We start from the raw sequence: 26,094 nt of genomic DNA on the forward strand, positions 1-26,094 counted from the left end.
CCGACAGGCGCGCCCGACCCGCGGGGCGGGTCAGCGCCGGTCGTAGGCCGGCTCCAGGATCCTGGAGCCCCCCACCGGCAGGTCCCACAGGTCGGCGCGGTCCAGTCCCGCCCGCTTCCAGGCCGCCCGCACCCTGATGAGGGGTTCCAGGACCGGCTCCGCCGACAGGACGAAGGTGCCCCAGTGCATGGGGGCCATCCGGCGCGCGCCCAGGTCGCGTACGGCTCGGACCGCCTCCTCCGGGTCGCAGTGCACGTCGCTCAGCCACCAGCGGGGGTCGTAGGCGCCGACCGGCATCAGGGTGAGGTCGATCCCGGGGTGGCGGCGGCCGATGCGGGCGAACCAGTGGCCGTATCCGGTGTCGCCGGCGAAGTGGACGCGGCGCCCGTCGGGGGCCGTGAGGACCCAACCGCCCCACAGGCTGCGGCAGGTGTCGGTGAGGCCGCGCCGGGACCAGTGGTGGGCGGGGACGAAGTCGAGGCGGACGCCGCGCAGTTCGGCCGCCTCCCACCAGTCGAGTTCGGTGACGGTGGTGAACCGGCGGCGACGGAACCAGTGGGCGAGGCCGGCCGGGACGAACACCGGTGTGTCGCGCGGGAGCAGGCGCAGGGTGGGGGCGTCGAGGTGGTCGTAGTGGTTGTGGCTGATGACGACCGCGTCCACCGGCGGGAGGGCCGCCCAGTCGATGCCGACGGGGGTGATCCGCGCGGGTGTGCCGATGATCCGACGGGACCAGACGGGGTCGGTCAGGACGGTGAGCCCGCCGAGGGCGATGACCCAACTGGCGTGTCCCGCCCAGGAGACGGCGACGGTCCGGGCGTCGACGCGGGGCGGCGGGGCGGGTTCGTAGGGCACCAGCGGGATGTCGGCGAGACCGCCGGGGCCGGGGCGTACGGAACCCTCGCGGGCGAACCGGGCGATGGCCTTGAGTCCGGGCAGGGGTGCGGTGAGCCGGTCGTGGAACGTCCGCGGCCACACCCGGTGTTCGCCGAGCGGACGGGGTTCGGCGAGCGGTGGGGACGGCGTCTCGGGTCCCGGGCGGCCGACTCCCGTCGCCCGCGACTCGGACTGCTGCGTCACCTCGGGGGCTCCCCTCGCCGGGCGTCGTCGCGGAGTTCGCCGAAGACCGAGCGCACGCGGGTCAACGCGGCCTGCACATGGGGAAGTTCCAGTGGTGCGGGGGCGTAGAGGGCGGCGGCCCGGTCCTCGTCGGTGCCGCCCAGCATGTCCCCGGTGGACAGCCGTACGCGGGGTGCGGCGAGGTCGTCGCCGAAGCGGTGGCCGCCGGGGGCGGGCATGCCGAGCCGGGCGGTGAGGAAATCCTCCAGGTCCTGGGCGTCGCCGACGCCGTGCGCGGCGAGCGGGTCGCGCAGGGGTGCGAGGTCCACGTAGAGGTGGCGGCCGGCCCGCGGCGGGCGGGCGAGGGCGCCCGCGTCGACGACGGCCGCGTGCAGGGCGGCGGCCATGCGCGCGTGCAGGCCGACGGCGGCGGCCCGGCGGGTGGTGACCGGCTCGGGTTCGGAGAGGGCGTACCCGGCGGCGGAGGCGACCGGGCCGGCGACGCGGGCGCCGAGTGCGGTGAGCACGTCCAGAACGCGCGCGTACAGGCCCTGTCCGGCCTCGCCGGCGGGGAACCTCGCTACGGCGGCCGGCCAGCCCGGCGGCAGCAGGGCGCCGGCCAGGTCGGTGACGACGGTGACGTGCTCGGGGAGCATCTCGGCGGGGCTGAGCAGCACGGAGTCGTGGGCGGCGTGCCGGGTGTCGCGCCAGGTCTCGTCGCTGACCAGGTGCAGCCCCTCGGCCGCGGCGGCCTCGACGGTCTCGTGCAGCAGTTCGGGGGGCGCCACGGTGGCGGTGGGGTCGTCGGCGACGGACAGCACCAGCAGGCGTGGGTCGCCGCCCTCGGCGCGGACCCGTCGCACGGTCTCCAGCAGGGCGTACGGGTCCGGCACCCCGCCGCACTCGGCCGGGGTGCCGACGTGGAAGACGGGTCTTCCCAACAGGCGCGCGTACGGCCCCCACCAGGCCGCGCAGGGCCGGGGCACCAGGACGTCGCCGCCGAGCGCGGCGGTCAGCGCGAGCAGCAGGGCGGGGGCGCCGGGGGCGGCGACCACCCGATCGGGCGCCGCGGGCAGTCCGCGCCGCTCCCAGTGGCCGCGGGCCGCGTCGAGCAGGGCCGGCCCGCCACCGACGGGTTCGCTCTCGGCCCGGTCGGCCGCGGCGGCGAGCACGGCGGCCAGTGCGGGCAGTACGGGCAGCCCGTCCCCGGGCAGCGGTGGCCCGTACCGGACGGGGCCGTGGCTCTCGGGAACCCTGCGCGCCACCCTGACTCCCTCCGCTGGTGCGTACGGTCGAATCGACACGGGCCCGCGCGGGCCCTACCCGGCCGGGGACCTGCGCCACAGCCGGTACACGGCGCCACCGAGCGCGCCCGCGACGAGCAGGCCGCCGGCCACCAGCGCGGGCACCGAGTCGGCGAACGTGCCGCCCTGCCCGGCGTGGACGCCGCGCTGGACGACCGCGCTCGGGCAGGACTCCCGGTGTTCCTCGGCGGTGCAGGGCCGCGCGGTGGAGCCGCCGCCCTTGGTGACGGTGAGGGTGGCGCTCCACGGCCTGCCCTGGCCGCCGGGTGCGGCGGGGCAGGTCCCGTCGACGGTCCAGGCGGTGTCGGGCCCCAGCGAGTCGGCGACCTCCAGTTCGGCGGCGGCCGCGATCCGGGCGGTGCCCCGGTAGGTGGGGTTCTCGTCGTCGCCGGTGCTGTGCAGGGCGACGGTGCCCTCCTCGAAGGCCTGCGAGGTGGCGTCCATGGTGGCGGGCGCGGCGCCGCCGAGGGGGTCGCAGGTGACCGACACGGTGACGCTCGCGCCCGGGTGCACGGACGCGGGGCTGACCTCGGCGGCCGGTTCCGCGAAGGCCGCCGATCCGGCGAAGCCGACGGCGGCGCCGCCCAGGGCGAGGGCGGACAGGACACGGACGCTGCGGTGCATGGCGCGGCTCCTTCGGCCGACGGCTGCCGGACGCGCCGACGCGCGCCCCGCAGCCATCACAGCCCGCCCCGGCCCCGGCCGCGCGCGGCCGGACACCATTGGCGGCACGAAAGCCGCCCGTGCGAGTGAAACCCCGCGCGGCGGAGGTTCGCCCCCGCGGGCCGGTACGGCCGCACGGCGGCCCGGCACTCCGGCCCGCACGGCCGCACGGAGGTCCGGCGACCCGGTCGGCAGGCGGGCCGGAGGCCCGGCACCCGTCCCCGTACGGCCGCACGGAGACCAGGCACACCGCCCCGCACAGCCACACGGAGTTCCGGCACCGCGGCCGGTACGACCACACGGAGGTCCGGCCCCCGGTCCGTACGACCGCGCAGAAATCCGGCACCCCGGCCCGTACGGCCGCACGCAGGTCCAGCACCGCGGCCCGCACGGCCGTACGGAGTTCCGGCACCCCGGCCCGCACGGCCACACGGCGGCCCGGCACCCCGGTCGGCACCTTCGCGCGCAGGCCCCGTGCCGCTACGCGGCGTCCCGGAGGACCTGTTCGCGGACTCGGCCGCAGCAGCGGCTGATGAGCCGGGACACGTGCATCTGCGAGATGCCGAGCTGCTCGGCGATCCGGCTCTGCGTCATGTCGCCGAAGAACCGCATGTAGAGGATGGCCCGCTCGCGCTCGGGCAGCGCGGCCAGCCGGGCCCTGACGGCCTCCCGGTCCACGACGGTGTCCAGCGCGGGGTCGGCGGAGCCCAGGGCGTCGCTCAGGGAGTAGCCGTCCTCGCTGCCGGGCAGTTCGGCGTCCAGGGACAGCGCGGTGAAGCTCTCCAGCGCCTCCAGGCCGGCCTTGACGTCGGCCTCGCTCATGGCGGCGTGCTCGGCGATCTCCGCGTTCGTGGGCCGGCGGCCCGAGACGCTCTGGAGGTCCTGGAGGGCGAACCGTACGCGGTTGCGCAGGTCCTGGACCCGGCGCGGGACGTGCAGGGTCCACATGTGGTCGCGGAAGTGCCGCTTGATCTCACCGGTGATGGTGGGCACGGCGTAGCTCTCGAAGGCGTTGCCGAGGTCGGGGTCGTAGCGGTCGACGGCCTTGACCAGGCCGAGGGCCGCGACCTGCCGGAGGTCCTCCAGGCTCTCGCCGCGGCTGCGGAATCGTCCCGCGAGCCGGTCGGCCATGGGCAGCCAGGCCTCGACGACCTGGTCGCGCAGGGTGTCCCGCTCCTGCCCGGGGGGCAGGGCGGCGAGCCTGCGGAACGCCTCGGCGGTGTCGGGGGCGTCGTCGTGCGGGTGGTGCTTCGCGCTCACTCGGGTGGGCATTGCGTCGCAGCTCCCTCGGTTCGGTGCTCGGGTGGGGCGGTCACCGTGGGAGGACGTGCCGGGGCCGGACGGAGCGCGGCCGTGGCGGCGTGACGCCGCTCCCACGGACGTGCCTCCTGTCCGAAGCACTGACAGTGCGCCTGCCCCGGGTCCCGTGGGGCAAACACCGTGTCGTCCGCCGCCGTCCGGGTACGCGGTGCGCACCCGCGAAGATCTGGAGGGAGTCATGCAGCGAGGCAGTGACCGGCTGAACGTCCGGCGCGACGACGAGATGAAGCACGAACTCCAGGGCCTGCTCAGGTCCGGTCACCCGACGCGGACCGAGGAGTGGCACGACCCCGAGCCGACCGCCGACGACGACCCGCCGGTGGCGGGCGGTCCGGTGGCGCCGGGGACGGCCGCGGCCTCCCTGCCGGCGGTGCGGCAGGCGCTCTCCCGGTTCCTGGGCCGCGGCCGGTTCCCGGCGGGCCCGAGCGAGCTGGCGGGCACGATGCGCCGTGGGTACGCGCCGGACGGCCTGGTGGAGTCCGTGGAGCGGCTGCCCCGGTCGGCGCGCTACAGCACCGTGCAGGAACTCGCCGAGGACGTCACCGAACGCAACCGGCGCCGGTAGCCGAGAGGAGTGGCCCGGGCCCGCCGCACCCCGCCCGGGGTGCGGCGGTTCCCGCGCTCGGGCGTCCGGGGCCGGACCGCAGCCCAGTGACTCAGGCGTCCGGGGCCGGACCGCAGCCCCGTTCCCGGGCCCCGTCGCGGGTGCGGCCCGCGGAGACGAGTCGGCGCGGATTGCGGCGGAGGTACTCGCCCTCCAGCCGGGCCATGCGTTCGTTGTGCGCTCGCAGGGCGTCGTTCGAGCCGTACAGGAGCGCGTCGTGACGCGTGCGGTGGATGGTCTCCAGCTCCTTCATGAGCTGCTGGTCGTCCAGCCGGCTGGGGTCGACTCCGGTCATGGTGGTGCCCCGCTCGTCGTGTCCGTGCGCGCGGTCCGGGCCGGGCGGCGCCCCGTGCGCCGCCCGGGAGGGCCGCGGCCTACGCCTCTGCCTCCACTGTACGAACATCCCGCCGGACGGGCCCTTTCGGGCCCCGCACCATGGACCCCCGCGCTATCGGGCCCGTTCCACGCGGCGCTCGTCCCAGACCGGCTCCGGGGTCTCCCGGACCCGGCCGTCGGAGCCGAAGACCAGATAGCGGTCGAACGCGCGAGCGAACCAGCGGTCGTGGGTCACGGCGAGGACCGTGCCCTCGAAGGCCTCCAGGCCCTCCTGGAGTGCCTCGGCCGACTCCAGGTCGAGGTTGTCCGTGGGCTCGTCGAGCAGCAGGGCCGTCACGCCCTCCAGCTCCAGCAGCAGGATCTGGAAGCGGGCCTGCTGGCCGCCGGAGAGCCGGTCGAAGGTCTGTTCGGCCTGCTGGGTCAGCTCGTAGCGGCGCAGCCGGGACATCGCGGCGCCCCGGTCCTGGGAGTGCTCCGTCCACAGGATGTCCAGCAGGGTGCGGCCGGTCAGCTCGGGGTGCGCGTGGGTCTGCGCGAAGTGTCCGGGGACGACCCGGGCGCCCAGCTTCCACTGGCCGGTGTGGGCCACGTCCTCCCCGGCGAGCAGTCGGAGGAAGTGCGACTTGCCCGAGCCGTTGGAGCCGAGCACGGCGACCCGTTCGCCGTAGAAGACCTCCAGCGAGAACGGCTTCATCAGGCCGGTCAGCTCCAGGTCGGCGCAGGTGACCGCGCGGACGCCGGTCCGGCCGCCCTTCAGGCGCATCCGGATGTCCTGCTCGCGCGGCGGCTCGGGCGGCGGGCCGGCCTCCTCGAACTTGCGCAGGCGGGTCTGGGCGGCGGCGTAGCGGGACGCCATCTCGTGGCTGACCGCGGCCGCCTGGCGGAGGTTGAGGACCAGCTTCTTCAGCTGCGCGTGCTTCTCGTCCCAGCGGCGCCGCAGCTCCTCGAAGCGGGCGAAGCGCTCCCGGCGGGCCTCGTGGTAGGTGGCGAAGCCGCCGCCGTGCACCCAGGCGTCCGCCCCGGTCGGCGAGGGCTCCACGGAGACGATCTTCTGCGCGGCGCGGGCGAGGAGCTCCCGGTCGTGGGAGACGAACAGGACCGTCTTGCGGGTCTCCCGCAGCCGCTCCTCCAGCCAGCGCTTGCCGGGCACGTCGAGGTAGTTGTCCGGCTCGTCGAGGAGCAGCACCTGGTCGGTGCCGCGCAGCAGGGCCTCCAGGACCAGCCGCTTCTGCTCACCGCCGGACAGGGTGCTCACCTTCCGCCACTGCGCCTTCTCGTAGGACACGCCCAGCGCGGCCGTGGTGCACATGTCCCACAGGGTCTCGGCCTCGTACCCGCGCACCTCGGCCCAGTCGGCGAGCGCCTGCGCGTACTTCAGCTGGGCGGCCTCGTCGTCGACCGTCATCATCGCGTGCTCGGCGGTGTCGACCGCTCGGGCCGCCTCCTGGATGCGGGGCGGCGCGACGGAGACCAGCAGGTCCCGTACGGTCGTCTCGTCCCGTACCGACCCCACGAACTGGCGCATCACCCCGAGGCCGCCGGTCACGGTGACCGAGCCGCCGTGCGGTTTCAGCTCGCCGGAGATCAGCCGCAGCAGGGTCGTCTTGCCGGCGCCGTTGGGGCCGACCAGGGCCATCACGGACCCCTCGCCCACCCGGAAGGAGACATCACCGAGCAGCGCCCTGCCGTCGGGGAGGTAGTACTCGAGGTGTGCTGCTTCCAGATGTCCCATGGAACGGCATTCTGCGGTCCGCCGGGCGCCGCGGCCAAACCGTTATTCGGGCCGCTGAAGCGGTTCGCCCGCCGGACCGCTGCCGCCCGCGGGCGCCACGCTCGCGCCCGCCCACGACAGCGCCTTGAATCCGTCGGCCGGAGAGCCCTCCAGGACCACCACCCCGGTGTTGGCCAGCCGGTGCCCGGCGGCGAAGGCGATGTCCACGTTGTCGGCGCGGGCCGCGGTCCAGGTCCGGATCACGGCGCCGTGGCTGACCATCACGACGGTGCGGGCGCCGCTGCGGGCGGCCTCCGCGACCACCTCGTCGAACCGGCCGAGCACCTCCTCGCCGTTCTCCCCGCCGGGCATCCGCAGCCCCGTCTCGCCGGCCGCCCAGGAGAAGGCGGTCCGCATGTACAGCTCGCCCCGCGGGGAGTCGCCGGGGAGCATCTCCAGGTCGCCCGCGGTGATCTCCCGGATGCCGTCGCGGACCAGCATGTCCAGTCCGCGGGCGGCGGCCAGCGGGGCGGCGGTGAGCCGGGTGCGCAGCAGGGTGGAGACGTAGATCGCCTCGATGTCCTCGTCGGCGAGGGCCTCGGGCAGCGCGGCCGCCTGCGCCTCGCCGAGCTCGGTCAGACCCGGACCCGGGACGGCGGTGTCCAGCAGGTAGTCGAGGTTCGTGGGGGTCTGGCCGTGGCGGACGAGGAGCAGGCGCATACAGGGCCCTCCGGGGGACGGGACCGGACAAGGAGCGGCCACTTCAGGGTACTCATGACCCCATGAGCCCAGATGTCGATCTCACTCTGCCCACACCAGGCCGCCATGTGCTGCGCGACCGGCTGCTCGCCCTCGACTCCCGGCTGTTCGAGTTCGCCGCCGAGCGGCACTGGCCCGGCGCCGAGCGGGTGCTGCCCCGGCTGAGCCGGAGCGCCAACCACGGGGTGCTGTGGTTCGCGGCCGGCGCGGTGATCGCGGCGAGCCGTACACCGCGGGCCCGCCGGGCCGCCGCGCGCGGGCTGGCCTCGCTCGGTCTGGCCTCGCTGACCATCAACACCCTCGGCAAGCGTTCGGTGCGCCGGCCGCGGCCGGTGCTGGACCCGGTGCCGCTGGCGCGGCAGCTGAAGCGGCAGCCGATCACCACCTCGTTCCCGTCGGGGCACTCCGCGTCGGCGGCGGCGTTCGCGGCGGGGGTCGCGCTGGAGTCGCCGGCCTGGGGGGCGGTGGTGGCGCCGGTGGCCTGGTCCGTGGCGCTGTCCCGGGTCTACACGGGGGTGCACTTCCCGAGCGACGTGCTGGTGGGCGCGGCCTTCGGCGCGGGTGCCGCGTTCGCGGTGCGCGGTCTGGTGCCCACCCGGGCCCAGCTGACCCCGCCGCCCCGGCCGCGCGCGGAGGTCCCGCTGCTGCCCACGGGCGAGGGTCTGGTGCTGGTGGTGAACACCTCCTCGGGCTCGGCGGCCCGGGCGGGTGCCCTGCTGGACGAGCTGCCGGCGGCGGAGCTGGTGGAGTGCGGTCCCGGCGAGCTGCGGCGGGAGCTGGAGAGCGCGGCGGGGCGGGCCCGGGTGCTCGGGGTGTGCGGCGGCGACGGCACGGTGAACGCGGCGGCCGAGGCGGCGCTGCGGCACGGGCTGCCGCTGGCGGTCCTGCCGGGCGGCACGCTCAATCACTTCGCGTACGACCTGGGGGTGGAGGACGCGCGGGATCTGGCCCGGGCGCTGACGCACGGTCACGCGGTGCGGGTGGACGTGGGCCGGTTCCGCTCGGGCGAGCGGCGGGGGGTGTTCCTCAACACCTGCAGTCTGGGCGTGTATCCGGAGCTGGTGCGCGAACGGGACCGCTGGGCGCACCGGATCGGCGGCTGGCCGGCCGGGGTGCTCGCCACGCTGCGCGTCCTGCGCACCGACCGGCATCCCCTCCAGGCCCGGATCGGCCGTTCCACCCGGCCGTTGTGGCTGCTGTTCGCCGGGAACGGCACCTACCACCGGATGGGGCTGGCCCCGGGCCGCCGGGTCGACCTCGCGGACGGAGTGCTGGACGTGCGGGTGGTGCACGGCGGCCGCCGTCCCGCGGTCCGGCTGCTCGCGGCGGCCTTGGCGGGCCCGCTGACCCGCTCCCCCGTCCACGCGGCGGTGCAGGTCGGCCGGTTGCTGGTGACCGATGTCGCGCCGGGCGCGCTGCTCGCGTACGACGGTGAAGTCATCGAGGTGGAGGGCGAGGTGACGCTGGAGAAGCAGGCGGAGGCCCTGACGGTGTACCGGCCGCTGCCCTCTCACTGACGGTCCGTCAGTCCACCATTCAAAACGCGGGTCTCACTATTCGGCGGGCGGGCGTACGGTGACGCCACGACGACCGGACGAGGGGAACGCCATGCCGAAGCCGCGTGAGACCGCCGTGTACACCCATGGGCACCACGAGTCGGTGCTGCGCTCGCACACCTGGCGCACCGCCGCCAACTCGGCGGCCTACCTGCTGGATTCGCTCAAGCCGCACATGCGGGTGCTGGACATCGGCTGCGGTCCGGGCACCATCACCGCCGACCTGGCCGCCCTGGTCCCGGACGGCCGGGTCACCGGCGTCGACCGGGCCCCGGACATCCTGGACCGGGCGCGCGCCACGGCCGCCGAACGGGGCCTGGACAACGTCGACTTCGCGGTGGTCGACGTGCACGCGCTGGACTACCCGGACGACACCTTCTGCGTGGTCCACGCGCACCAGGTGCTCCAGCACGTCGGCGACCCGGTGCGGGCGCTGAGCGAGATGCGCCGGGTGACCCGGCCGGGCGGCCTGATCGCGGTCCGCGACTCGGACTACGCGGCCATGACCTGGTACCCGGCGTCCCCGGGCATGGACGACTGGCTGGACCTGTACCACCGGGTGGCCCGCGCCAACGGGGGCGAGCCGGACGCCGGGCGGCGGCTGAAGTCCTGGGCGCTGCGGGCGGGTCTGACCGACATCACCGCCACCTCCGCGACCTGGACCTTCGCCACCGCCGAGGAGCGGGCCTGGTGGAGCGGACTGTGGGCGGACCGCACGCTGGCCTCGGCCTACGCGGACCGGGCCGTCGAGGGCGGACACGCCACCGTGGAGCGGCTGCGGGAGGTCGCGGCGGCCTGGCGGGAGTGGGGCGGGCGCGAGGACGGCTGGTTCTCCGTCCTGCACGGAGAAATTCTGTGCCGGAAGGAAGGATGAAGTCAGGATTTCCGGACACCCGCTCGAACAGGAGGTAATAACAATGGTTCCTGTTCTGCTGGTTCTGCTTCTTGTGCTGCTTCTGTTCGGTGCCGGATTCGCGGTGAAGCTTCTCTGGTGGGTCGCCGTGGCGGTGCTCGTCCTGTGGTTGCTCGGATTCGTGATGCGTGGCACCACGGCGGGCGGGGGCCGGGGCCGCTGGTACAGGTGGTGAATTGCCCCCTGAACTCCGGGGAAGTACTGGTCCTGGTGGCCCGAAGCCGGAAATCCGGCTTCGGGCCACCGCCCTTTCAGCCCGGCTCACTCGCCCGGCTCACTCGGCCTAGTTCACGGCCGGGGAATTTCCTCGCCGGTGAAGGAATACGCGGCCCAGGGGCCGGAGAGCTCGACCCTTGTTCCCGGAATTCCTCCGTTCATTCCCTCGGACCGCTTCACGAGTTCCACGAATTCCTCGCAGGCCGCACGCGGCACCAGATAGGCCGCGTCGAGCACGGTCCGCTCCGACGGACCGGGCGGGGCCGTGCCGTGCGGATCACGCAGCCGGGAGTCCTCCGCGTAGGCGGCGAGCGTCGTGTGCAGGCGCCCCGCGAAGTCCTCGTCGCCGCCGGTGCCGGGGCCCGCGTACGCCCTGACCTCCCACTCGGCCCGCCCCTGGAGCCGGTCCAGGGTGCGCCGGAAGTGCTCCTCGCGGGCCTCCATCATCGTGCGCAGTGCGCTGTCGTCCCGGAAGACGGTGGCGAGCGCCAGGGGCAGCGGGGTGGTGACGGCGGTCAGCGCGTCGACGACGCCCTGGTGGGCGCGGGCCGTCTCGGCGCGCCACGCCCGGTCGCGGAGGTGGCCGGGCAGTTCCTCCTCGGCGAACTCGGCCGCCGGTACGACGCTGTAGAGGGCGACCAGACCGTGGTGCGTCAGCTGCCGGGGCGGCTGTCCGGCGACCCCGGTGAGCTGGGCCTGGAGGGGCTGCTGGAAGGGCCGGCAGACGGCGTACACATAACGCGGTGCGGGCATCGTGCCTCCTCCCGCGCGCGGCGGGGTGTCGTCCCGGGCGGTCGCCCCGCCGGTTCCGCTCACGGTGCGATCGCCTCGCCGACCAGCAGCTGTCCGGCCGCCGCGATCGACTCGGCGTCGATGCCGGCGGAGTGCAGCTGTTCGTCCGGGGCGGCCGAGCCGGGCATCGTACGGACCGCGAGCCGCACCAGGCGCGGCACCGGGCGGCCGTCGAGGAAGGCGTCCAGGACGGCGTCGCCGAGGCCGCCCTCCTCGTGGTGGTCCTCCACCGTGACCAGGAGGCCGGTGTCCTCGGCGGCCCGGCGCAGCGTCGCCCGGTCGACGGGCTTGACCGAGTACAGGTCGATCACCCTGACCGGGATGCCCTCGCGCCCGAGCGCGTCGGCGGCGGCCAGCGCCTCGTGCACGGTGACGCCGGCGGCGACGAACGTCAGCCGGTCCGCGCCGGAGGCCCGCAGCACCTTGCTGCCGCCCACCGGGAACTCCTCGTCGGGGCCGTAGATCACCGGGGAGTCACCGCGCGAGGTGCGCAGGTAGCGGACGCCGTCCAGGCTCGCCATGGTGGCGACGAGCCGGGTGGTCTGGTTGGCGTCGCACGGGTACAGCACGGTCGAGCCGTGCACCGACCGCATCATCGCCAGATCCTCCAGGCCCATCTGCGAGGGCCCGTCCTGGCCGATGGCGACGCCCGCGTGCGAGCCGACGAGGTTGATCCCGGCGCCCCCGACGGCCGCCATCCGCACGAAGTCGTGGGCGCGGGTGAGGAAGGCCGCGAAGGTGGCGGCGTACGGGGTCCAGCCGCGGGCGGCGAGCCCGACCGCGACGCCGACCATCAGCTGTTCGGCGATGTAGCACTCGAAGTAGCGCCCGGGGTGCTCCTTGGCGAACAGCTCCCCCCGGGTGGAGTCGCCGACCTCGCCGTCCAGGGCGACGACGTCGTCGCGGGCGGTGCCGAGCGCGGCGAGCCCCCGGCCGTAGGCGTCCCGGGTGGCGGCCCGCTCGCCGACGGCGTAGCGGGGCAGTTCGAGGTCGCCGGTGGGTACGGAGTGCAGCATCCGGGCGGCGGTCGGTTCCTGCACCCGGACGCGGGCCTCGCGCCGGCCGCCGAGTTCGGCGACGGCCGCCTCGGCGTCCTTCAGCGGCTTGCCGTGCAGGCCCTCGCGGTCCTCGGCGGCCTGGACGCCCTTGCCCTTGAGGGTGCGGGCGAGGATCGCCGTGGGCTGCCCGGTCGTGGAGGCGGCCTCGGCGTAGGCGCGGTCGACGGCGTCGACGTCGTGGCCGTCGATCTCGACGGTGTGCCAGCCGAAGGCGGCGAAGCGCCGGGCGTAGGCGTCGAGGTCGTGGCCGTGCCGGGTCGGGCCGCGCTGGCCGAGCCGGTTGACGTCGACGACGGCGGTGAGGTTGTCGAGCCGTTCGTACGCGGCGTGCTCGGCCGCCTCCCAGACGGAGCCCTCGGCCATCTCACCGTCCCCGCACAGCACCCACACGCGGTAGCCGGTGTGCTCCAGGCGCTTGCCCGACAGGGCGAGGCCGACACCGACGGGGAGCCCCTGTCCGAGCGACCCGGTGGCCGTCTCGACCCAGGGCAGCCTGCGGGGCGTGGGGTGTCCTTCGAGGAGGCTGCCCAGCTTGCGGAAGGTGAGCAGTTGGCCGTCGTCGACCGCGCCGGCCGCCTTGAACGCGGAGTACAGCAGCGGGGTCGCGTGTCCCTTGGACAGCACGAGGCGGTCGTTGCCGGGGTGGGCGGGGTGGTCGAAGTCGTAGTGGAGGTGGCGGGCGAGGAGGACGGCCACCAGGTCGGCGGCGGACAGGGACGAGGTCGCGTGCCCGGACCCCGCCGCGTCGCAGGCCCGTACGCTGTCCACCCGCAGTTGCTGTCCGAGGGCGACGAGTTCGTCGTGTTCGGCGGTGTTCATGCGTCTCCTTCCTCGCGCTGACCGGGGCCGGGGCTCGGGTCGGGTGGGATGTCGGCCCGCTTGACGGGCCCGGGCGGCTCGGTGTGCCGGTCGTCGCGGCGCTGCCCGGCCGGTTCCCCGCCGGTCCTTCGCTTCGCGGGCTCGCCGCCGGGCCGGTTGCGGACGGACTTGTTCATCGGGTCCTCCGTGTGTCGCTGGGCGGCGGGACGGGCACCGGGCGCGGCCGGCCGGGGCCGGTGGAACGCCGTCGGCGGACACTCACGCTGCGGGACCGGCTCACGGCGTGCCTCACTCGCTGTCGCGTACCTCGGGAACCCTCCGCGTCCCCCGCGCGGGGCCGGTCAAACGTCGGCGCGCGGGAGTCGGGAGGCCCTGTGGAGATCGGCCGGAACGATCTCCTCGGGGGCCGCGCCCTGGCTAGGCTCGGGCCATGGAGATTCTGGGAGCCACGCTGCGTGTCTGCGTCGAGGACCTGGAGGCCGCGGTCCCCTTCTACGAGCGGCTGGCCGGCGGCCGGGCGCAGCGCTTCGGGCGGGGCGGGGTGGAGGTGGCGGCGGTCGGCTGCTTCCTGCTGATGAGCGGCCCGGAGGAGGAGCTGGAGGTGCTGCGCAAGGTCGCCGCGACGATCGCCGTGAAGGACGTCGCCGAGACCCGGGACGTGCTGGTGGAGCTGGGCGCCCATGTGGTCGCCGGGCCGCTGGCCACCCCGGCGGGCCGCAGCCTGGTCGCGATGCACCCCGACGGCACGGTGTACGAGTACGTGGACCGTCAGTCCTGACCCGCGGGTACGCGCATCTCGGCGGTGAGCGCCCAGCGCTCGTGGTCGCGCCAGGCCCCGCCGACGTGCAGCATCGCCGGGGAGAAGCCCTCCAGCCGGAATCCGCAGCCGCGGGCCAGGGCGATCGAGGCGGCGTTGGCGGGCTGCACGTTGATCTCCAGGCGGTGCAGGCCCAGCGGGCCGAAGGCGTGGTCCACCACGAGCCCCAGCGCCTGGCGCATCAGCCCGCGTCCGGCGGCGTGCGCGAAGGCGCCGTAGCCGAGGGCCCCGGACTGGAAGGCGCCCCGGACGATGTTGTTGATGTTGATGAAGCCGGCGATCGAGCCGCCGTCGTCCTTCTCGCACACCAGGAAGCCCGCCTTGGCCGGGTCCTCGATCAGGGTCGAGGCGTAGCGCGCGTAGGAGGAGGGGTTGTCCGGCGGGAACAGCCATGGCTGGTGCAGTTCCTTGCTCTCCCGGGCCCGCGAGGTGAACTCGGCACTGTCCTCGTGGGTGAAGTGGCGTATCCCGACCTGCGGTCCCTCGGCGACATAGCGCGGTGCGACGTGCGGCATCCGGCCAGCCTACGGCGGACGGCCCTTCGTGGTCGCGGGCCGCTACCTGCGGCGGCGCATGAAGTACGCCCCGCACAGGGCGCCGATGAGGGTGCAGACGAGCAGTGCCGCCCACAGCGGCACGGTGACCACGGGGATCAGCAGACGGATCTCGACGTCGGCGGTGTTCTCGAAGATGAAGATCAGGGTGAGGACGGCCAGCGCCAGCACGGCGATCCGCGCCGGGGTGAACGCCGGGTTCTTGCCGGAGGTCTTCGCGCCGGTCGTGCCACCGTTCTCGGAGGTCTTCGGGCTCATACCTCAAGGGTGCGCCCGAAGACCTCGTCACGCATGGTGGGGCCGGTGCCCGGGGTGGTTCAGCGCAGCGCGGGTTCGTCCAGGGTCAGGGTGCCCGTGTCGGCGTCCAGCTCGGCCGTCACCCCGAAGGGGACGGTGAGCGCGTCCGGGCCGTGCCCGAAGCCGAACTCCTCCACCACCGGGACGCCGAGGCCGCCGAGCCGGTCGAGCAGCAGGGGGCGCAGCCGCTCGTAGGGGTCGCACTCCTGCCACGAGCCGAGCAGCAGCCCGCTCACCCCGTCGAGCCAGCCCGCGCGCAGGAGTTGGGTGAGGTACCGGTCCACGCGGTACGTCTCCTCGCCCACGTCCTCCAGGCAGAGCAGCCCGCCGCGCGCGGAGGGCCGGGCGTGCGGGGTGCCGAGGTCGGAGGCGAGCAGGCTCAGACAGCCGCCGAGGGTGATCCCGCGGGCCCGCCCCGGCACCATGGTGCGGCCGCCGGAGGCGATCTCGCGGACCGTCTCCGGGGCGAACAGCGTGGCTCTGAGGTGCCGCTGGGCGCGTTCGCTCTTGATGAAGTCGACGCCGGCCGCCATGGGCCCGTGGAGGGTGGCCAGGCCGAGCCGGACGGCGAACGCCTCGTGCAGCGCGGTGAGGTCGCTGAACCCGACGAACACCTTCGGTCCGGCCGCCCGCATCGCCTCCCAGTCCAGCAGGCCGGTCAGGCGCTGCACGCCGTAGCCGCCGCGGGCGCAGAGCACGGCGTCGACGGACGGGTCGCACCAGGCGTTCTGGAGGTCGGCGGCCCGGTCGGCGTCCGTGCCGGCCAGGTAGCCGAAGTCGGGGTGGCGGTCCAGGACGTGCGGTGCCACCACCGGGTCGAGGTCCCAGCCGCGCAGTACGTCGAGTCCGGCCTGGAGCCGTTCCTCGGGCACCGGGCCGCTGGTGGCGACGACGGCGACGCGGGCGCCGGGGGCGAGTCGGTTCGGGCGGACGAGGGGTTTCACCGGTCGAGCTCCAGGGTCGGGACGTCGGGCGGGTTGAGCCCGAAGACCTGAGCGTAGAGGGACAGCTCGGCCTCCAGCGCCCGCACCATGGTCTCGGCCCGCCGGAAGCCGTGCCCCTCCCCCTCGAAGGCGAGGTAGGCGTGCGGTACCCCCCGCCCGGCCATCCGGGCCAGGAACCGTTCGCACTGCGCGGGCGGGCAGATCACGTCGTCCAGGCCCTGGAGCAGCAGGAACGGCGCGGTGATCCGCTCGGCGTGCTCGGTCGGGGAGCGTTCGGCGTACCGGGCGGGCACCTCGGCGAGCGGTCCGACCAGGGTCTCCAGGTACCGGGACTCGAAGTCGTGGGTCTCGCCGTCGGCCCAGGCGGCGAGGTCGAGGATGGGGTAGATGACGGTGCCGCAGGCGTAGACGTCGGTGGTGGCCAGGGAGACGGCCGCGGTCCAGCCGCCGGCGCTGCCGCCGCGCACGGCGAGCCGGTCGCGGTCGGCGGTGCCCTCGTCGGCGAGGGCGAGGGCGACGGCCGCGCAGTCCTCGACGTCGACCAGACCCCAGTTCTCGCGCAGCCGGTCCCGGTAGGCGCGCCCGTAGCCGGTGGAGCCGCCGTAGTTGACCTCGGCGACACCGATGCCGCGCGAGGTGAAGTAGGCGATCTCCAGGTCGAGTACGAGCGGTGACCGGCCGGTCGGGCCGCCGTGCGCCCACACGACGTACGGTGCGGGGCGGCCGCCGGGGGCGACGCAGCCGGGGTTGTGCGGCGGGTAGACGTGGGCGTGGATCTCCCGTCCGGCCGGTCCGGTGAAGGTGCGGATCTGCGGCTCGGGGTAGTGGGCGGGGTCGACGGGGTCGTCGTGCGCGGCGCCGACGACCCGGGCGTGGCCGGTGCCGGTGTCCAGTTCGACGACCTCGTAGGCGCTGCGCGGGCTGGCCCCGACGGCGACGACCCGGGTGCCGTGGACCGCGAGGGTGGGCGCGAACTCGGTCCAGGGCCCGGCGGCGTCGACGACCTCGCCGCTGGTGGGGTCGAGCACGCCGAGCGCGGTGGCGCCGCGTCCGTGCACCACGGCGATGAGCCCGCTGTCCAGGGGGGCGAACCAGCGGTGGCCGATCTTCCACAGCGGCCCGCCGAACTCCTCCTCGCGCGGGCACAGGGCGACGCCGTCGCGGTAGAGGTTCCACCAGCCGCTGCGGTCGCTCGCGTACAGCAGGGAGCCGTCGGGCGCCCAGTCGGCCTGGGCGACGGACTCCTCGGGGCCGCCCGCGACGGTCCGCGCGCCGGTGAGGGTGTCACCGACGTCGGCGACGACGAGTTCGGTCCCGTCCCACGGCATGCGCGGGTGGTCCCAGCCGAGCCAGGCCGCCCGCCGCCCGTCCGGCGACAGCCGCGGCCCGGTGACGAACCGGTGTGCCCCGTCGCTGAGTTCGCGCACGGCCGTCCGGTCGTCCGCCGCGGACCCGTCCAGCGGTACGGCGGCCAGGACGCGCCGCACGTCACTCGGCCCGTCGCCGGTGAACTCCTCCAGCAGGCACCAGACTTCGCCGCGCTCCACCAGCAACTGCGGGTCCGCCCAGCGCAGTCCGCCACCGATGGCGGAGAGCGGGGTCAGCGGGACCGGCTCCTCGCCGGGCCGGAACCGGTGCAGCCGCTGGTCGGCGAAGTTCACGAAGACCACGAGGGGTTCGCCGTCGGCCTCGGCGCCGGCCCAGGGCAGGCCGCCGTACTCGATGACGCGGCTGCGCACGTTCCACGGCGCGGGCAGGACAGGCTCCTGGGTGCCGTCGGCCCGGCGGCGGACCAGGGTGCGGCGGCCGCCCTCGGTGGGGCGGGGCTCGGTCCACCAGGTCTCGTCGCCGACGAAGCCGACGTACTCGGGGTGCCCGTCGTGCGCGGCGGCGAGGGCCGCGTCGATGGGCGAGGGCCAGGAACCGTAGGGCAGGGTCTGCACGTTCTCCCCCAACTCGCTCACGCCGCCCGAAGGAAGCGGTCCAGGACCCGGACACCGAAGTGCAGGGCGTCGACGGGGACCCGTTCGTCGACGCCGTGGAAGAGGGCCTGGTAGTCGAAGCCCTCCGGCAGCCTCAGCGGGGCGAACCCGTAGCCGGTGATGCCGAGGCGGGAGAACTGCTTGGCGTCGGTGCCACCGGACATGCAGTACGGCACGGTCCGGCCCCCGGGTGCGAACTCCTCGACGGCGGCGCGCATCCGGGCGAAGGTCGGGGAGTCCACGGGTGCCTGGAGGGCGACCTCGCGGTGGTGGAACTCCCAGTCCACGTCGGGTCCGGTGAGCCGGTCGAGGGTGGCGCGGAACTCCTCCTCGGTGCCCGGCAGATACCGTCCGTCGACATGGGCGACGGCCTCGCCCGGGATGACGTTGACCTTGTAACCGGCGTCCAGCATCGTCGGGTTGGCGCTGTTGCGGACGGTGGCCTCCACCAGCGAGGCGGCCGGGCCGAGCTTCCTCAGCAGTGCGTCGACGTCGTCGAGGTCGGGCTCCACGCCGTACACGGCGGCGAGTTCGGTGAGCGCGGCGCGCACGGTCGGGGTGAGCCGCAGCGGCCAGGTGTGCTCGCCGATCCGGGCGACGGCGGCGGCGAGCCGGGTGACGGCGTTGTCGCGGTTGACCTTGGAGCCGTGGCCGGCCCGGCCGCGCGCGGTCAGCTTCAGCCAGGCGGTGCCCCGCTCGCCGGCGGCGATGGGGTACAGCTCGCGGCCGGAGCCGTCGTGGAAGGTGAACGCGCCGGACTCGCTGACGCCCTCGGTGCAGCCCTCGAAGAGCGCGGCGTGCCGGTCGGCGAGGAATCCGGAGCCGTCCTCGGCGCTGGCCTCCTCGTCCGCGGTGAACGCGATCACGATGTCGCGGCGGGGCCTGATGCCCTCGCGGGCCCAGGAGCGGGCGACGGCGAGGATCATCGCGTCCATGTTCTTCATGTCGACGGCCCCGCGCCCCCACACGACCCCGTCGCGGATCTCCCCGGAGAAGGGGTGCACGGTCCAGTCGCGGGCCTCGGCGGGGACCACGTCGAGGTGGCCGTGGAGCAGCAGCGCGTCGGCGGAGGGGTCGCTGCCCTCGATCCGGGCGACGACGTTGGTGCGGCCCTCGGTGCGCTCCAGCAGGGTCGGCTCGATGCCCGCCTCGGCGAGCCGGGCGGCGGCGTACTCGGCGGCGGGCCGTTCCCGGCAGTCGCCGCCGCCGCGGTTGGTGGTGTCGATGCGGATGAGGTCGGACGTGAACGTGACGACCTCCTCCAGTGCCTGCTGGTCAGCCATACTGCTCCTCCACCGCTGCCGAGACGATCGTGGTGACCGCCTTGAAGGTCCGGATGCCCTCGTACATGGTGGCGCTGGTGTAGGCCACCTTCCGCTCCCCGATCCGCTCCACGCCGGGTACCACGGTCGCGGCCGTCGACAAGTGCTCGGCGTCGAATTCCACGGCGACGGTGAAGGGTCCCGCCTGGACGGGCTGGTACCGCACCGCCAGCGCGGCGGCCTCCTCGGCGGCGGCCCGGATGTCGGCGGAGGTGCGGTTCGGGGTGCGGCAGACGGCTGCGTAGCGCGAGACGTGGTCCTTGACCGCGACCTTCAGCGCCCCGGGCGCGTAGCCGAGCGCGTCCTCGCAGGCCAGGTCGTCGCCGGTGACCAGGACGACGGGCACCCCGTACTCGGCCACGACATGGGCGTTGAGCAGCCCCTCGCTGGCCCGTACGTCGTTCACCCACACGCCGGTGATGGAGTTGGCGAGGTAGGTGTGGGCGAGGACGCCCTCCATGCCGGCGCCGGTGTGGTAGCCGATGAAGGCGATGCCGTCGACGTCGCCGTGCTGCACGCCCTCCACCATGGAGAGGGACTTGTGCCGTCCGGTGAGCATCTCGGCCCGGTCGTCGAGGCGCTCCAGCAGGAGGTTGCGCATGGTCCAGTGCGCCTCGTTGATCAGCACCTCGTCGGCGCCGCCGTCGAAGAAGCCGAGGACGGCGGCGTTGACGTCGGAGGTGAACATGGAGCGGCAGCGCTCCCACTGCGGTGTGCCCGGCAGCACGTCGGCCGGCCAGGTCACCCCGGTGGCGCCTTCCATGTCGGCGCTGATGAGGATCTTCATGACCCGTCACGTTACGCGCCCTCGGACGGCCCGGCCAGGAAGGGTCCTCAGGCCCGGTGCAGCCGGTCGACCAGGATGTCGATGACGAGCGGGGTGCGCGGGCCGTAGCCGAGCAGGACGCCGTCCTCCAGGTCGACGACCCGGCGGTTCATGCCGGCCGGGGTCTGGGCGATTCCCGGGATGGCGACCAGGCCGTCGACACCGCCGACGGACTCCAGCCCCTTGGTCATCATGAGGATGACGTCCGGCTGGGCGCGGACCAGGGCCTCGCTGGTGATGGGGGTGAACGGCCGGTCGAACCCGGCCTCCTTCCCGGCGTCGACGGCGCCCGCGGCCTCGATCAGCGAGTCGGCGCCGGAGCCCTCGCCGCCGATCAGGTAGACGGCCGCGCTGCCGCGCAGGTAGAGGAAGGCGACCCTGGGCCTGCTGCCCTCGGGAACGGCGGCGCGGGCGGCCGCGAGTTCACCGTTCATCCGCCGGTTGAGGGCCTTGCCCGCGTCGGGGACCCCGAGGGCCTCGGCGACCCGGGTGGTGCGGGTGGTGACGTCGGCGAGTTCGGTGGCCGGGTCGAGGACGACGACGGGGACCCCGGCGGCCCGGATCTGCTCGATGGCCTCGCTCGGTCCGGTGTCGGTGTCGGCGAGCACCACGGTCGGTTCGAGCGAGAGCACGCTCTCGGCGCTGACGTCGTGCGCCTTGGTGACCTGGGGCAGGTCCTCGGCCTCGGCGAAGGTGGCGGTGATGTCCCGGCCGACGACCCGGTCGCCGAGGCCGAGGGTGAACACGATCTCCGCGACCCCGCCGTTGAGCGGGAGGATGCGCGAGGCGTCCTCGACGGTCACTTTCCGGCCGTCGGAGGAGTCGACGGTGACCGGCAGCCGGGGGGTGGGCGCCTCGCCCTCCAGCGGGACGAGGGTGTTGTCCGCGAGCCGCTTCCCGGCCGCCGCGGCGCGCTCGCCCGCCGAGGCCGGGGCGGGGTCCGGCCCGCCGGCCGCCGTGCCGCCGCTCCCGCAGGCGCCGGTGAGCAGCGCCACGGCGAGCACCAGGGGCAGGGCGAGCCGAGGTGGTCTTCCGGTCATTCTCATCGCTGTCCCCTCCAGGCCCCGACTTCACCACAGTTGATCAATAGCTTAGGTTAGGTTTACCTTATTACTCCGTCGTGGGGGTGCGCTGTGACATCACCAACTGGCCTGGCCCATAGGCGAGTTGCCCGTACGGCCGGGCCGGCGGCCCTGGCCGCCGTTCTCGCCCTGGCCGCTCCCGCGTCCGCCGCGGGGGGCTCGGCGAGCGGCCCCGAGGGCCAGAAACTCAGCGTGTCGAAGTCCTCCGGTCTCGACCCGGCGGGCGAGACGGTGACCGTCACCGGCTCCGGCTACAACACCGAGAAGGGCATCTACGTCGCCTTCTGCGTGGACAACGGCGCCGGGAAGACCCCGACACCCTGTGTGGGCGGCGTCGACATGTCCGGGGAGTCCGGCGCGTCGGTCTGGGTCTCCTCCAACCCGCCCTCCTACGGCGAGGGCCTGGCGAAGCCGTACGAGGGCGGCGGCCACAAGGGCTCGTTCAGCGTGCGGGTCAAGGTGCGGGCGAAGGACGCCAACACCGACTGCACCGCCTCCGGAGTGACCTGTGCCGTCATCACCCGCAACGACCACACGCGGGGCGGGGACCAGAGCCAGACGGTCAGGATCCCGGTGGCCTTCGGCGGCACGGACGACGACGGCGCGGACACCGCGTCGCCCACCCCGACCGCGTCCGCCCCGGCGTCCGCCCCCGCCGGCACCGGGTCCGGCTCCGGCTCCCCGGACTCCGACGACCCCAAGGGCCCGCTGGCCAGCACCGGTTCGGTCGCCCTGCCCGTGGGGCTGACCGCGGCGGCACTGGTCGGGGCCGGCGCCTGGACCTGGCTGTGGGCCCGCAGGCGCCGCCCCGACACCGACTGACGTTTCCTCAATCCCGTGACCCCACAGGAGACTTGACGATGGCCATGAGACCCGGTGCCGCCGCGGTGGCGGGCGGCGCACTGCTCGCCCTACTGGGGCAGGGCGCCGCGACAGCACAGGAGCGGGAGGTGTCGGGCGGCTACGCCGGCTGGACGCTGGACTCCGGCGGGCTGACCCTCGGCGGCTCGGCCCGCCCGGCCTGGCTCCCGGCCACCGGCGGTACGGCCGACCCCGCGACCGGCGCCCTCACCCTGGAACTCGGCGGCACGGCCGGGCTCACCCCGCCCGCCGGGACGGCCCCGCCGCTGCCCCTGGCGGACCTGCGCCTGAGCCTGGACGGCGACTCCGGGGCCCTGCGCGCCCGTACCGCCGTCGACGGCGAGGCGCACGAACTCGCCCTGGCCGAGGTGAAACCCGGCACCCCCGTCGTCCGCGCCGGCGGAGCGACCTGGACCGGACTGGAGGCCACACTCACCGAGGAGGGCGCGGCGCTGCTCGCGCGGTGGAGCGGGCTGGAGTTCGACGCCGGGGACGGACTGGGCCGGTTCGACGTGACGGTGGGCACCGGGACCGCCGCACCCCCGGCCACCACTCCCCCGGCCGAGCCGTCGACCGGGCCTTCGGCGCCCGCCGCGGACCCGACCGCACCCGCCCCGGCCCCGAGCACGCCCGCCACCGCCCCGAGCGCCTCGGTCGCGGCGACGGAGCTGGCGGCGGGCTCCCGACAGACCGTCACCGGCGAGGGGTTCGAGCCCGGCGAGGTGATGCTCGTCGCGATCGACCAGGACACCCGCTACCAGGTGACAGCGGACGAACAGGGCCGCGCCTCAAGGGCGTTCCCCGTGTACGCCACCGCGACCGAGGGAGCGCACACGGTCGAGCTGCGCTCCGTCACCGGTGACCGGCGCGCCGCCGCGGACTTCACCGTGCGCACGCCGTAGAGCCGTGCCGTCGAGGAGCGGACCGCACTCGGTCCGCTCCTCGGCATGCCCACATCCCTTGCGAACCAAGCCCGTTGCGACTTTTTGCCTTCCATTGACAAGCACCCGCCAGCTCAACTTAGGTTTGCCTTACCTAAGTCCGATCGGTTCCGCATCGGCCTTCCACTTCCCCAGAAGGGTCCTGCCCCCATGAGAGTCGTCACCGCCTCCCGCGCCGCCCTCGCCGTCGCCGCCGCCTCCGCGCTCACCCTGGGCCTGGCCACCTCGGCCTCCGCCGCCACCTCGACCCGCACGATCGTCGACGGCAGCACCACCTACAACCTCTCGGTGACCGCCCCGAACACCGCGTCGGCGGCCGGCCAGGTCATCAACGTCACCGGCTCGGGCTTCAACACCGGACAGGGCATCTACGTCGGCCTCTGCGTCGTCGAGGGCAATCCGGGTGCCTCCAAGCCGACGCCGTGCCTGGGCGGCCAGGACGAGAGCGGCTCCACCGGCGCCTCGCACTGGGTCAACAACATCTTCGGCGGCATGTTCGCCAACAGCTCCAGGTTCGGCACCGGCGGCACCTTCAACGTGAACATCTTCGTCAAGGCCACCCTCGACGACGGCAGCGTCTGCGGCCAGGACGTCGACTGCGCGATCGTCACCCGCGCCGACCACTTCGACACCAACGACCGCAAGTACGACGTGCACGTCCCCATCACCTTCCAGTAGGCACCGCCAGGCCGGGCCCTCACCCTCCGAGGGCCCGGCCCGCCCCCCGGCGCACCCGACATGTGAGGAACTCCGATGCATCTCAGACGCCCGGCGGCGTTCGTCGGCGCCGCCGCGCTGGTGGCCGCCTCCGCCGCCGCCGGCCCGTCCGCACAGGCGGCCGACACCCCCAGGACGGCGCTCGGCAAGGACGGCCAGAAACTCACCGTCTCCGCCTCCGCGAACCTGGACCCCGAGGGCGAGACCCTGCGCGTCACCGGCTCCGGCTACGACGACACCAAGGGCATCTACGTCGCCGTGTGCAAGGACAACGGCGACAACCGCATCCCCACCCCCTGTCTCGGCGGCGCCGACCAGGGCGGCGACAGCGGCGCCTCCAAATGGATCATCCCCAGGGACGCCTCGGACGAGGGCGCGGGCACCGTCGCCGAACGCTGGGGCGAGGGCGGCACCTTCGACGTCCGGCTGGGCGTGCGGGCGAAGGACAGCGGACTGGACTGCTCCGAGGTGGCCTGCTCGGTCGTCACCCGCGTCGACCACAACGCCGCCGGCGACCGCTCCCAGGACGTCCGGATCCCGATCACCTTCGAGGGCCAGGACCCCGGTGACGGAACCGGCGGCGGGGACGGCGTGGACGTCCCCCCGGGCACCGTGAGCTACACCGGGGCCGCCGAGTTCACCACCGCGGGGCGCCCCCTGGACCTGCTGCTCCACCCCGACTCGGGGAAGCTGTACGTCGGTTCGGACAACATCCCCGACACCGCGGACGTCGCCGAACAGGGCCTGTACGCCCTGGACGCCGGGGACGGCAAGCCGCTGTCCCACATCGCGCAGGCTCCCGGTCCCAACGGCACCCTCGCCGCCCGGGTGGTCCGCCGGATCGTCGCCCCGCTCCCCGGCGACGGGGTGGTCTTCCACTACCCGCTGCGCGGCATCGGGGCCGCGAAGGACGGCGACACCGTGGCGCGGGGCCTGTGGTTCAACGGCGCCTCCTTCACCGGTGTCGGCCAGGACTCCGACACCTCCACCGTGCTGGTCGCGGCGGGCGGCGAGCTGCGCCGGACCGACCTCGCCACCGGCGAGGTACGCGCCACCCTCGCCCTGGAGGGCGGCGGCGAACTCGGCGTGGACGCCGCCCGGGACGCGGCCTGGTCGGTCGGCACCGACGCGAACGGGACGGTGCTGCGCCGGGTGGACACCAGGACCTTCCAGGTCACGGCCACGACCGCGTTCACCGCCGATGTCGTCACCTTCGTCGAGCCGGACCCCGCGACCGGCAACGTCTGGGTCGGCAACGGCCCTTCCGTCCTCGTCTTCTCGGCGGACGGCACCCTGCTGACCACCCTCACCGGCGAGGACCGGGCGATGGCCGCGGCCTTCGACCGGACCACCGGACGCGCCTTCCTACTGCGCGAGGACCTCTCCGACGGCACCACCGACAACGCCGGGTCGCTACAGATCGTCGACAGCACCACATTCGGTCCGGTCGCCGAGGCGGTCGCGCTGCCCGGCAGTGTCCGCACCGGCACCTACGCGAGTGTCGCGGTCGCGCCGGGCGCCACGTCCGTCTACCTGACCAGGTCGGCCGAGAGCAAGGTCGTCAAGTACGACCTGCGCATGTCGCCGAAGGTGACCCAGGCGCCCACCGACCGGTCCGCCGAGGCGGGCGACGAGGTCACGTTCGTCGCGGCGGCCGAGGGCGCCCCGGAGCCGACGGTGCGCTGGCAGGTCAGCCCGGACGGCGGCCAGACCTGGTCTGCCGTCGAGGGCGCGGACGACAACGCCTACTCCTTCACCGCGCGGGCGGCGCAGGACGGCTACCGGTACCGGGCCGAGTTCGCCAACCCGGCCGGCACCACCCGCACCGCGCCGATCACCCTGACCGTGAAGAAGGCCGACGAAGGCGACGGTGACGGTGACGGTGACGGCGGTGAGACCCCCGAGAAGCCCTCCGGCTCCCGGACCGTCACCGGCCCCGACGGCCAGAAGCTCACCGTCACCCCGGTCAACCACCTCGCCACCGAGGACCAGACCCTGAAGGTCACCGGCTCCGGCTACGACGTCGACAAGGGCGTCTACGTCGCCCTGTGCGTCGACAACGGCCCCGGCGAGCTGCCCACGCCCTGCGTCGGCGGTGTCGACATGAGCGGCGCCTCCCACTCCTCCGCGTGGATCTCCTCCAACCCGCCGGACTACGGCGAGGACCTCGCCGTCCCCTACGGCCCGGGCGGCAGCTTCGCGGTGGAGCTGACCGTGGACGCCAAGGACGAGTTCACGGACTGCTTCAAGGCCAAGTGCGTGCTGGCCACCCGCGCCGACCACACCCTCTCCGGGGACCGCGGCCAGGACGTGAAGGTGCCGGTGAGCTTCGTCGGGCAGGACCCCGTCGACACCGACGACGGCGACGGCGACGGCGACGGCACCGGGGACGGCGGCGGCTCGGGCTCCACCGGCGGCACGGGCGGGAGCACCGGCGGCTCCGGCACGGGCGGCGCCTCCGGCACCACGGGGGGCACGACCGGCGGTTCCGGCATCGGCACCGCGGGCAGCGGCGGCAGCCTGGCCTCCACCGGCGTCACGGTCGTCTCGCTGGCCGCGCTGGCGGGGGCCCTGACGGCGACGGGCTGGGTGGCGTACCGCCGCGGCCGTACGGCCGGCTGAGCGCGCGTTCGCCCTCCCG

General features: G+C 74.5%; 26 protein-coding genes. 9 read left to right on the plus strand and 17 right to left on the minus strand.

Annotation, left to right across the window (positions count from 1 at the left end; genetic code table 11):
* Positions 1–30 precede the first annotated feature (30 nt).
* From ABT296_RS09010 to ABT296_RS09025, 4 genes are all read right to left on the minus strand, one after another.
* Entirely contained in the window at positions 31–1,080 is a 1,050-nt protein-coding gene (locus ABT296_RS09010; RefSeq protein ID WP_351924846.1) for an MBL fold metallo-hydrolase, read from the minus strand.
* Positions 1,077–2,324, minus strand: coding sequence for an aminotransferase class I/II-fold pyridoxal phosphate-dependent enzyme (locus ABT296_RS09015; protein ID WP_351924848.1), 1,248 nt, complete (start codon positions 2,322–2,324; stop codon positions 1,077–1,079). The genes ABT296_RS09010 and ABT296_RS09015 overlap by 4 nt, the downstream gene beginning before the upstream one ends.
* 54 nt (positions 2,325–2,378) lie before the next feature.
* Positions 2,379–2,987: a hypothetical protein gene (locus ABT296_RS09020; protein ID WP_351924849.1), complete on the minus strand. Its 609-nt coding sequence runs from the start codon at positions 2,985–2,987 to the stop codon at positions 2,379–2,381.
* A 519-nt stretch (positions 2,988–3,506) separates the two neighbouring features.
* A complete protein-coding gene (locus tag ABT296_RS09025; RefSeq protein ID WP_351924851.1) occupies positions 3,507–4,298 on the minus strand; it encodes an RNA polymerase sigma factor SigF in 792 nt (263 codons plus the stop codon).
* 226 nt (positions 4,299–4,524) lie between these two features.
* Here ABT296_RS09025 and ABT296_RS09030 point away from each other — a divergent pair, with 226 nt between their 5' ends.
* A complete protein-coding gene (locus tag ABT296_RS09030) occupies positions 4,525–4,911 on the plus strand; it encodes a DUF2795 domain-containing protein (RefSeq protein WP_351924853.1) in 387 nt (128 codons plus the stop codon).
* A 91-nt stretch (positions 4,912–5,002) separates the two neighbouring features.
* Here the strand turns inward: ABT296_RS09030 and ABT296_RS09035 are convergent, their stop codons facing one another.
* From ABT296_RS09035 to ABT296_RS09045, 3 genes are all read right to left on the minus strand, one after another.
* Positions 5,003–5,245, minus strand: coding sequence for a DUF6158 family protein (locus tag ABT296_RS09035; RefSeq protein ID WP_351924855.1), 243 nt, complete (start codon positions 5,243–5,245; stop codon positions 5,003–5,005).
* 153 nt (positions 5,246–5,398) lie between these two features.
* Complete coding sequence (locus ABT296_RS09040) at positions 5,399–7,018, minus strand: ABC-F family ATP-binding cassette domain-containing protein (protein ID WP_351924857.1); 1,620 nt, start codon at positions 7,016–7,018, stop codon at positions 5,399–5,401.
* Between the two features lie 42 nt (positions 7,019–7,060).
* Positions 7,061–7,717, minus strand: coding sequence for a histidine phosphatase family protein (locus ABT296_RS09045; protein WP_351924859.1), 657 nt, complete (start codon positions 7,715–7,717; stop codon positions 7,061–7,063).
* Between the two features lie 62 nt (positions 7,718–7,779).
* On the opposite strand from ABT296_RS09045, the gene ABT296_RS09050 reads away from it, so the two are divergent.
* From ABT296_RS09050 to ABT296_RS09060, 3 genes are all read left to right on the plus strand, one after another.
* Entirely contained in the window at positions 7,780–9,273 is a 1,494-nt protein-coding gene (locus ABT296_RS09050; RefSeq protein ID WP_351924861.1) for a bifunctional phosphatase PAP2/diacylglycerol kinase family protein, read from the plus strand.
* 91 nt (positions 9,274–9,364) lie between these two features.
* A complete protein-coding gene (locus tag ABT296_RS09055; protein WP_351924863.1) occupies positions 9,365–10,186 on the plus strand; it encodes a methyltransferase domain-containing protein in 822 nt (273 codons plus the stop codon).
* Positions 10,187–10,229: 43 nt separating this feature from the next.
* Positions 10,230–10,400: a hydrophobic protein gene (locus tag ABT296_RS09060; RefSeq protein ID WP_351924865.1), complete on the plus strand. Its 171-nt coding sequence runs from the start codon at positions 10,230–10,232 to the stop codon at positions 10,398–10,400.
* A gap of 113 nt (positions 10,401–10,513) precedes the next feature.
* On the opposite strand, the gene ABT296_RS09065 is transcribed toward ABT296_RS09060, so the two are convergent.
* Genes ABT296_RS09065 through ABT296_RS09075 form a run of 3 tightly spaced genes read right to left on the minus strand, consistent with a single transcriptional unit; the run spans position 10,514 to position 13,286 of the window.
* Entirely contained in the window at positions 10,514–11,194 is a 681-nt protein-coding gene (locus ABT296_RS09065) for a GvpL/GvpF family gas vesicle protein (RefSeq protein ID WP_351924867.1), read from the minus strand.
* Between the two features lie 59 nt (positions 11,195–11,253).
* Positions 11,254–13,110: a transketolase gene (locus tag ABT296_RS09070; RefSeq protein WP_351924869.1), complete on the minus strand. Its 1,857-nt coding sequence runs from the start codon at positions 13,108–13,110 to the stop codon at positions 11,254–11,256.
* Entirely contained in the window at positions 13,107–13,286 is a 180-nt protein-coding gene (locus tag ABT296_RS09075; protein ID WP_351924871.1) for a hypothetical protein, read from the minus strand. The genes ABT296_RS09070 and ABT296_RS09075 overlap by 4 nt, the downstream gene beginning before the upstream one ends.
* Positions 13,287–13,540: 254 nt before the next feature.
* On the opposite strand from ABT296_RS09075, the gene ABT296_RS09080 reads away from it, so the two are divergent.
* Positions 13,541–13,888 (plus strand): VOC family protein, encoded by a 348-nt coding sequence (locus tag ABT296_RS09080; RefSeq protein ID WP_351924873.1) that lies wholly within the window; start codon positions 13,541–13,543, stop codon positions 13,886–13,888.
* Here ABT296_RS09080 and ABT296_RS09085 read toward each other — a convergent pair.
* From ABT296_RS09085 to ABT296_RS09115, 7 genes are read right to left on the minus strand one after another with little or no spacing between them, the layout of a single operon-like run.
* On the minus strand, positions 13,879–14,442 hold the full coding sequence (locus tag ABT296_RS09085; RefSeq protein ID WP_351924875.1) for a GNAT family N-acetyltransferase: 564 nt from the start codon (positions 14,440–14,442) through the stop codon (positions 13,879–13,881). The genes ABT296_RS09080 and ABT296_RS09085 overlap by 10 nt on opposite strands.
* Before the next feature lie 42 nt (positions 14,443–14,484).
* Positions 14,485–14,739, minus strand: a complete 255-nt coding sequence (locus ABT296_RS09090) for a LapA family protein (RefSeq protein ID WP_351924877.1) — start codon at positions 14,737–14,739, stop codon at positions 14,485–14,487.
* Between the two features lie 59 nt (positions 14,740–14,798).
* Positions 14,799–15,722, minus strand: a complete 924-nt coding sequence (locus tag ABT296_RS09095; protein ID WP_351924879.1) for a S66 peptidase family protein — start codon at positions 15,720–15,722, stop codon at positions 14,799–14,801.
* Positions 15,719–17,677, minus strand: a complete 1,959-nt coding sequence (locus ABT296_RS09100; protein WP_351925181.1) for a S9 family peptidase — start codon at positions 17,675–17,677, stop codon at positions 15,719–15,721. The genes ABT296_RS09095 and ABT296_RS09100 overlap by 4 nt, the downstream gene beginning before the upstream one ends.
* A 5-nt stretch (positions 17,678–17,682) precedes the next feature.
* Positions 17,683–18,987, minus strand: coding sequence for a M20/M25/M40 family metallo-hydrolase (locus ABT296_RS09105; RefSeq protein ID WP_351924881.1), 1,305 nt, complete (start codon positions 18,985–18,987; stop codon positions 17,683–17,685).
* Positions 18,980–19,813: a M55 family metallopeptidase gene (locus ABT296_RS09110; RefSeq protein WP_351924883.1), complete on the minus strand. Its 834-nt coding sequence runs from the start codon at positions 19,811–19,813 to the stop codon at positions 18,980–18,982. The genes ABT296_RS09105 and ABT296_RS09110 overlap by 8 nt, the downstream gene beginning before the upstream one ends.
* Positions 19,814–19,860: 47 nt before the next feature.
* Complete coding sequence (locus tag ABT296_RS09115; RefSeq protein WP_351924885.1) at positions 19,861–20,898, minus strand: heme/hemin ABC transporter substrate-binding protein; 1,038 nt, start codon at positions 20,896–20,898, stop codon at positions 19,861–19,863.
* Between the two features lie 87 nt (positions 20,899–20,985).
* Here ABT296_RS09115 and ABT296_RS09120 point away from each other — a divergent pair, with 87 nt between their 5' ends.
* From ABT296_RS09120 to ABT296_RS09135, 4 genes are all read left to right on the plus strand, one after another.
* Positions 20,986–21,756, plus strand: coding sequence for a hypothetical protein (locus ABT296_RS09120; protein ID WP_351924887.1), 771 nt, complete (start codon positions 20,986–20,988; stop codon positions 21,754–21,756).
* 38 nt (positions 21,757–21,794) lie between these two features.
* The gene (locus ABT296_RS09125; protein ID WP_351924889.1) at positions 21,795–22,697 is read left to right on the plus strand and encodes an HtaA domain-containing protein; all 903 of its coding nucleotides are present in this window, start codon (positions 21,795–21,797) and stop codon (positions 22,695–22,697) included.
* Between the two features lie 189 nt (positions 22,698–22,886).
* A complete protein-coding gene (locus ABT296_RS09130) occupies positions 22,887–23,414 on the plus strand; it encodes a hypothetical protein (RefSeq protein ID WP_351924891.1) in 528 nt (175 codons plus the stop codon).
* Between the two features lie 75 nt (positions 23,415–23,489).
* Complete coding sequence (locus ABT296_RS09135) at positions 23,490–26,075, plus strand: immunoglobulin I-set domain protein (RefSeq protein ID WP_351924893.1); 2,586 nt, start codon at positions 23,490–23,492, stop codon at positions 26,073–26,075.
* Positions 26,076–26,094 lie beyond the last annotated feature (19 nt).

Origin of the sequence: Streptomyces sp. NPDC000983, assembly GCF_040299205.1 — a bacterium.
Lineage (GTDB): Bacteria > Actinomycetota > Actinomycetes > Streptomycetales > Streptomycetaceae > Streptomyces.

Bases quoted from the DNA above. Each gene is read 5' to 3' on its own strand.
- ABT296_RS09020 (WP_351924849.1), bottom strand. From the start codon at position 2,987: ATGCACCGCAGCGTCCGTGTCCTGTCCGCCCTCGCCCTGGGCGGCGCC.
- ABT296_RS09025 (WP_351924851.1), bottom strand. From the start codon at position 4,298: ATGCCCACCCGAGTGAGCGCGAAGCACCACCCGCACGACGACGCCCCC.
- ABT296_RS09030 (WP_351924853.1), top strand. From the start codon at position 4,525: ATGCAGCGAGGCAGTGACCGGCTGAACGTCCGGCGCGACGACGAGATG.
- ABT296_RS09035 (WP_351924855.1), bottom strand. From the start codon at position 5,245: ATGACCGGAGTCGACCCCAGCCGGCTGGACGACCAGCAGCTCATGAAG.
- ABT296_RS09040 (WP_351924857.1), bottom strand. From the start codon at position 7,018: ATGGGACATCTGGAAGCAGCACACCTCGAGTACTACCTCCCCGACGGC.
- ABT296_RS09045 (WP_351924859.1), bottom strand. From the start codon at position 7,717: ATGCGCCTGCTCCTCGTCCGCCACGGCCAGACCCCCACGAACCTCGAC.
- ABT296_RS09050 (WP_351924861.1), top strand. From the start codon at position 7,780: ATGAGCCCAGATGTCGATCTCACTCTGCCCACACCAGGCCGCCATGTG.
- ABT296_RS09055 (WP_351924863.1), top strand. From the start codon at position 9,365: ATGCCGAAGCCGCGTGAGACCGCCGTGTACACCCATGGGCACCACGAG.
- ABT296_RS09060 (WP_351924865.1), top strand. From the start codon at position 10,230: ATGGTTCCTGTTCTGCTGGTTCTGCTTCTTGTGCTGCTTCTGTTCGGT.
- ABT296_RS09065 (WP_351924867.1), bottom strand. From the start codon at position 11,194: ATGCCCGCACCGCGTTATGTGTACGCCGTCTGCCGGCCCTTCCAGCAG.
- ABT296_RS09070 (WP_351924869.1), bottom strand. From the start codon at position 13,110: ATGAACACCGCCGAACACGACGAACTCGTCGCCCTCGGACAGCAACTG.
- ABT296_RS09075 (WP_351924871.1), bottom strand. From the start codon at position 13,286: ATGAACAAGTCCGTCCGCAACCGGCCCGGCGGCGAGCCCGCGAAGCGA.
- ABT296_RS09080 (WP_351924873.1), top strand. From the start codon at position 13,541: ATGGAGATTCTGGGAGCCACGCTGCGTGTCTGCGTCGAGGACCTGGAG.
- ABT296_RS09085 (WP_351924875.1), bottom strand. From the start codon at position 14,442: ATGCCGCACGTCGCACCGCGCTATGTCGCCGAGGGACCGCAGGTCGGG.
- ABT296_RS09090 (WP_351924877.1), bottom strand. From the start codon at position 14,739: ATGAGCCCGAAGACCTCCGAGAACGGTGGCACGACCGGCGCGAAGACC.
- ABT296_RS09105 (WP_351924881.1), bottom strand. From the start codon at position 18,987: ATGGCTGACCAGCAGGCACTGGAGGAGGTCGTCACGTTCACGTCCGAC.
- ABT296_RS09110 (WP_351924883.1), bottom strand. From the start codon at position 19,813: ATGAAGATCCTCATCAGCGCCGACATGGAAGGCGCCACCGGGGTGACC.
- ABT296_RS09115 (WP_351924885.1), bottom strand. From the start codon at position 20,898: ATGAGAATGACCGGAAGACCACCTCGGCTCGCCCTGCCCCTGGTGCTC.
- ABT296_RS09125 (WP_351924889.1), top strand. From the start codon at position 21,795: ATGGCCATGAGACCCGGTGCCGCCGCGGTGGCGGGCGGCGCACTGCTC.
- ABT296_RS09130 (WP_351924891.1), top strand. From the start codon at position 22,887: ATGAGAGTCGTCACCGCCTCCCGCGCCGCCCTCGCCGTCGCCGCCGCC.
- ABT296_RS09135 (WP_351924893.1), top strand. From the start codon at position 23,490: ATGCATCTCAGACGCCCGGCGGCGTTCGTCGGCGCCGCCGCGCTGGTG.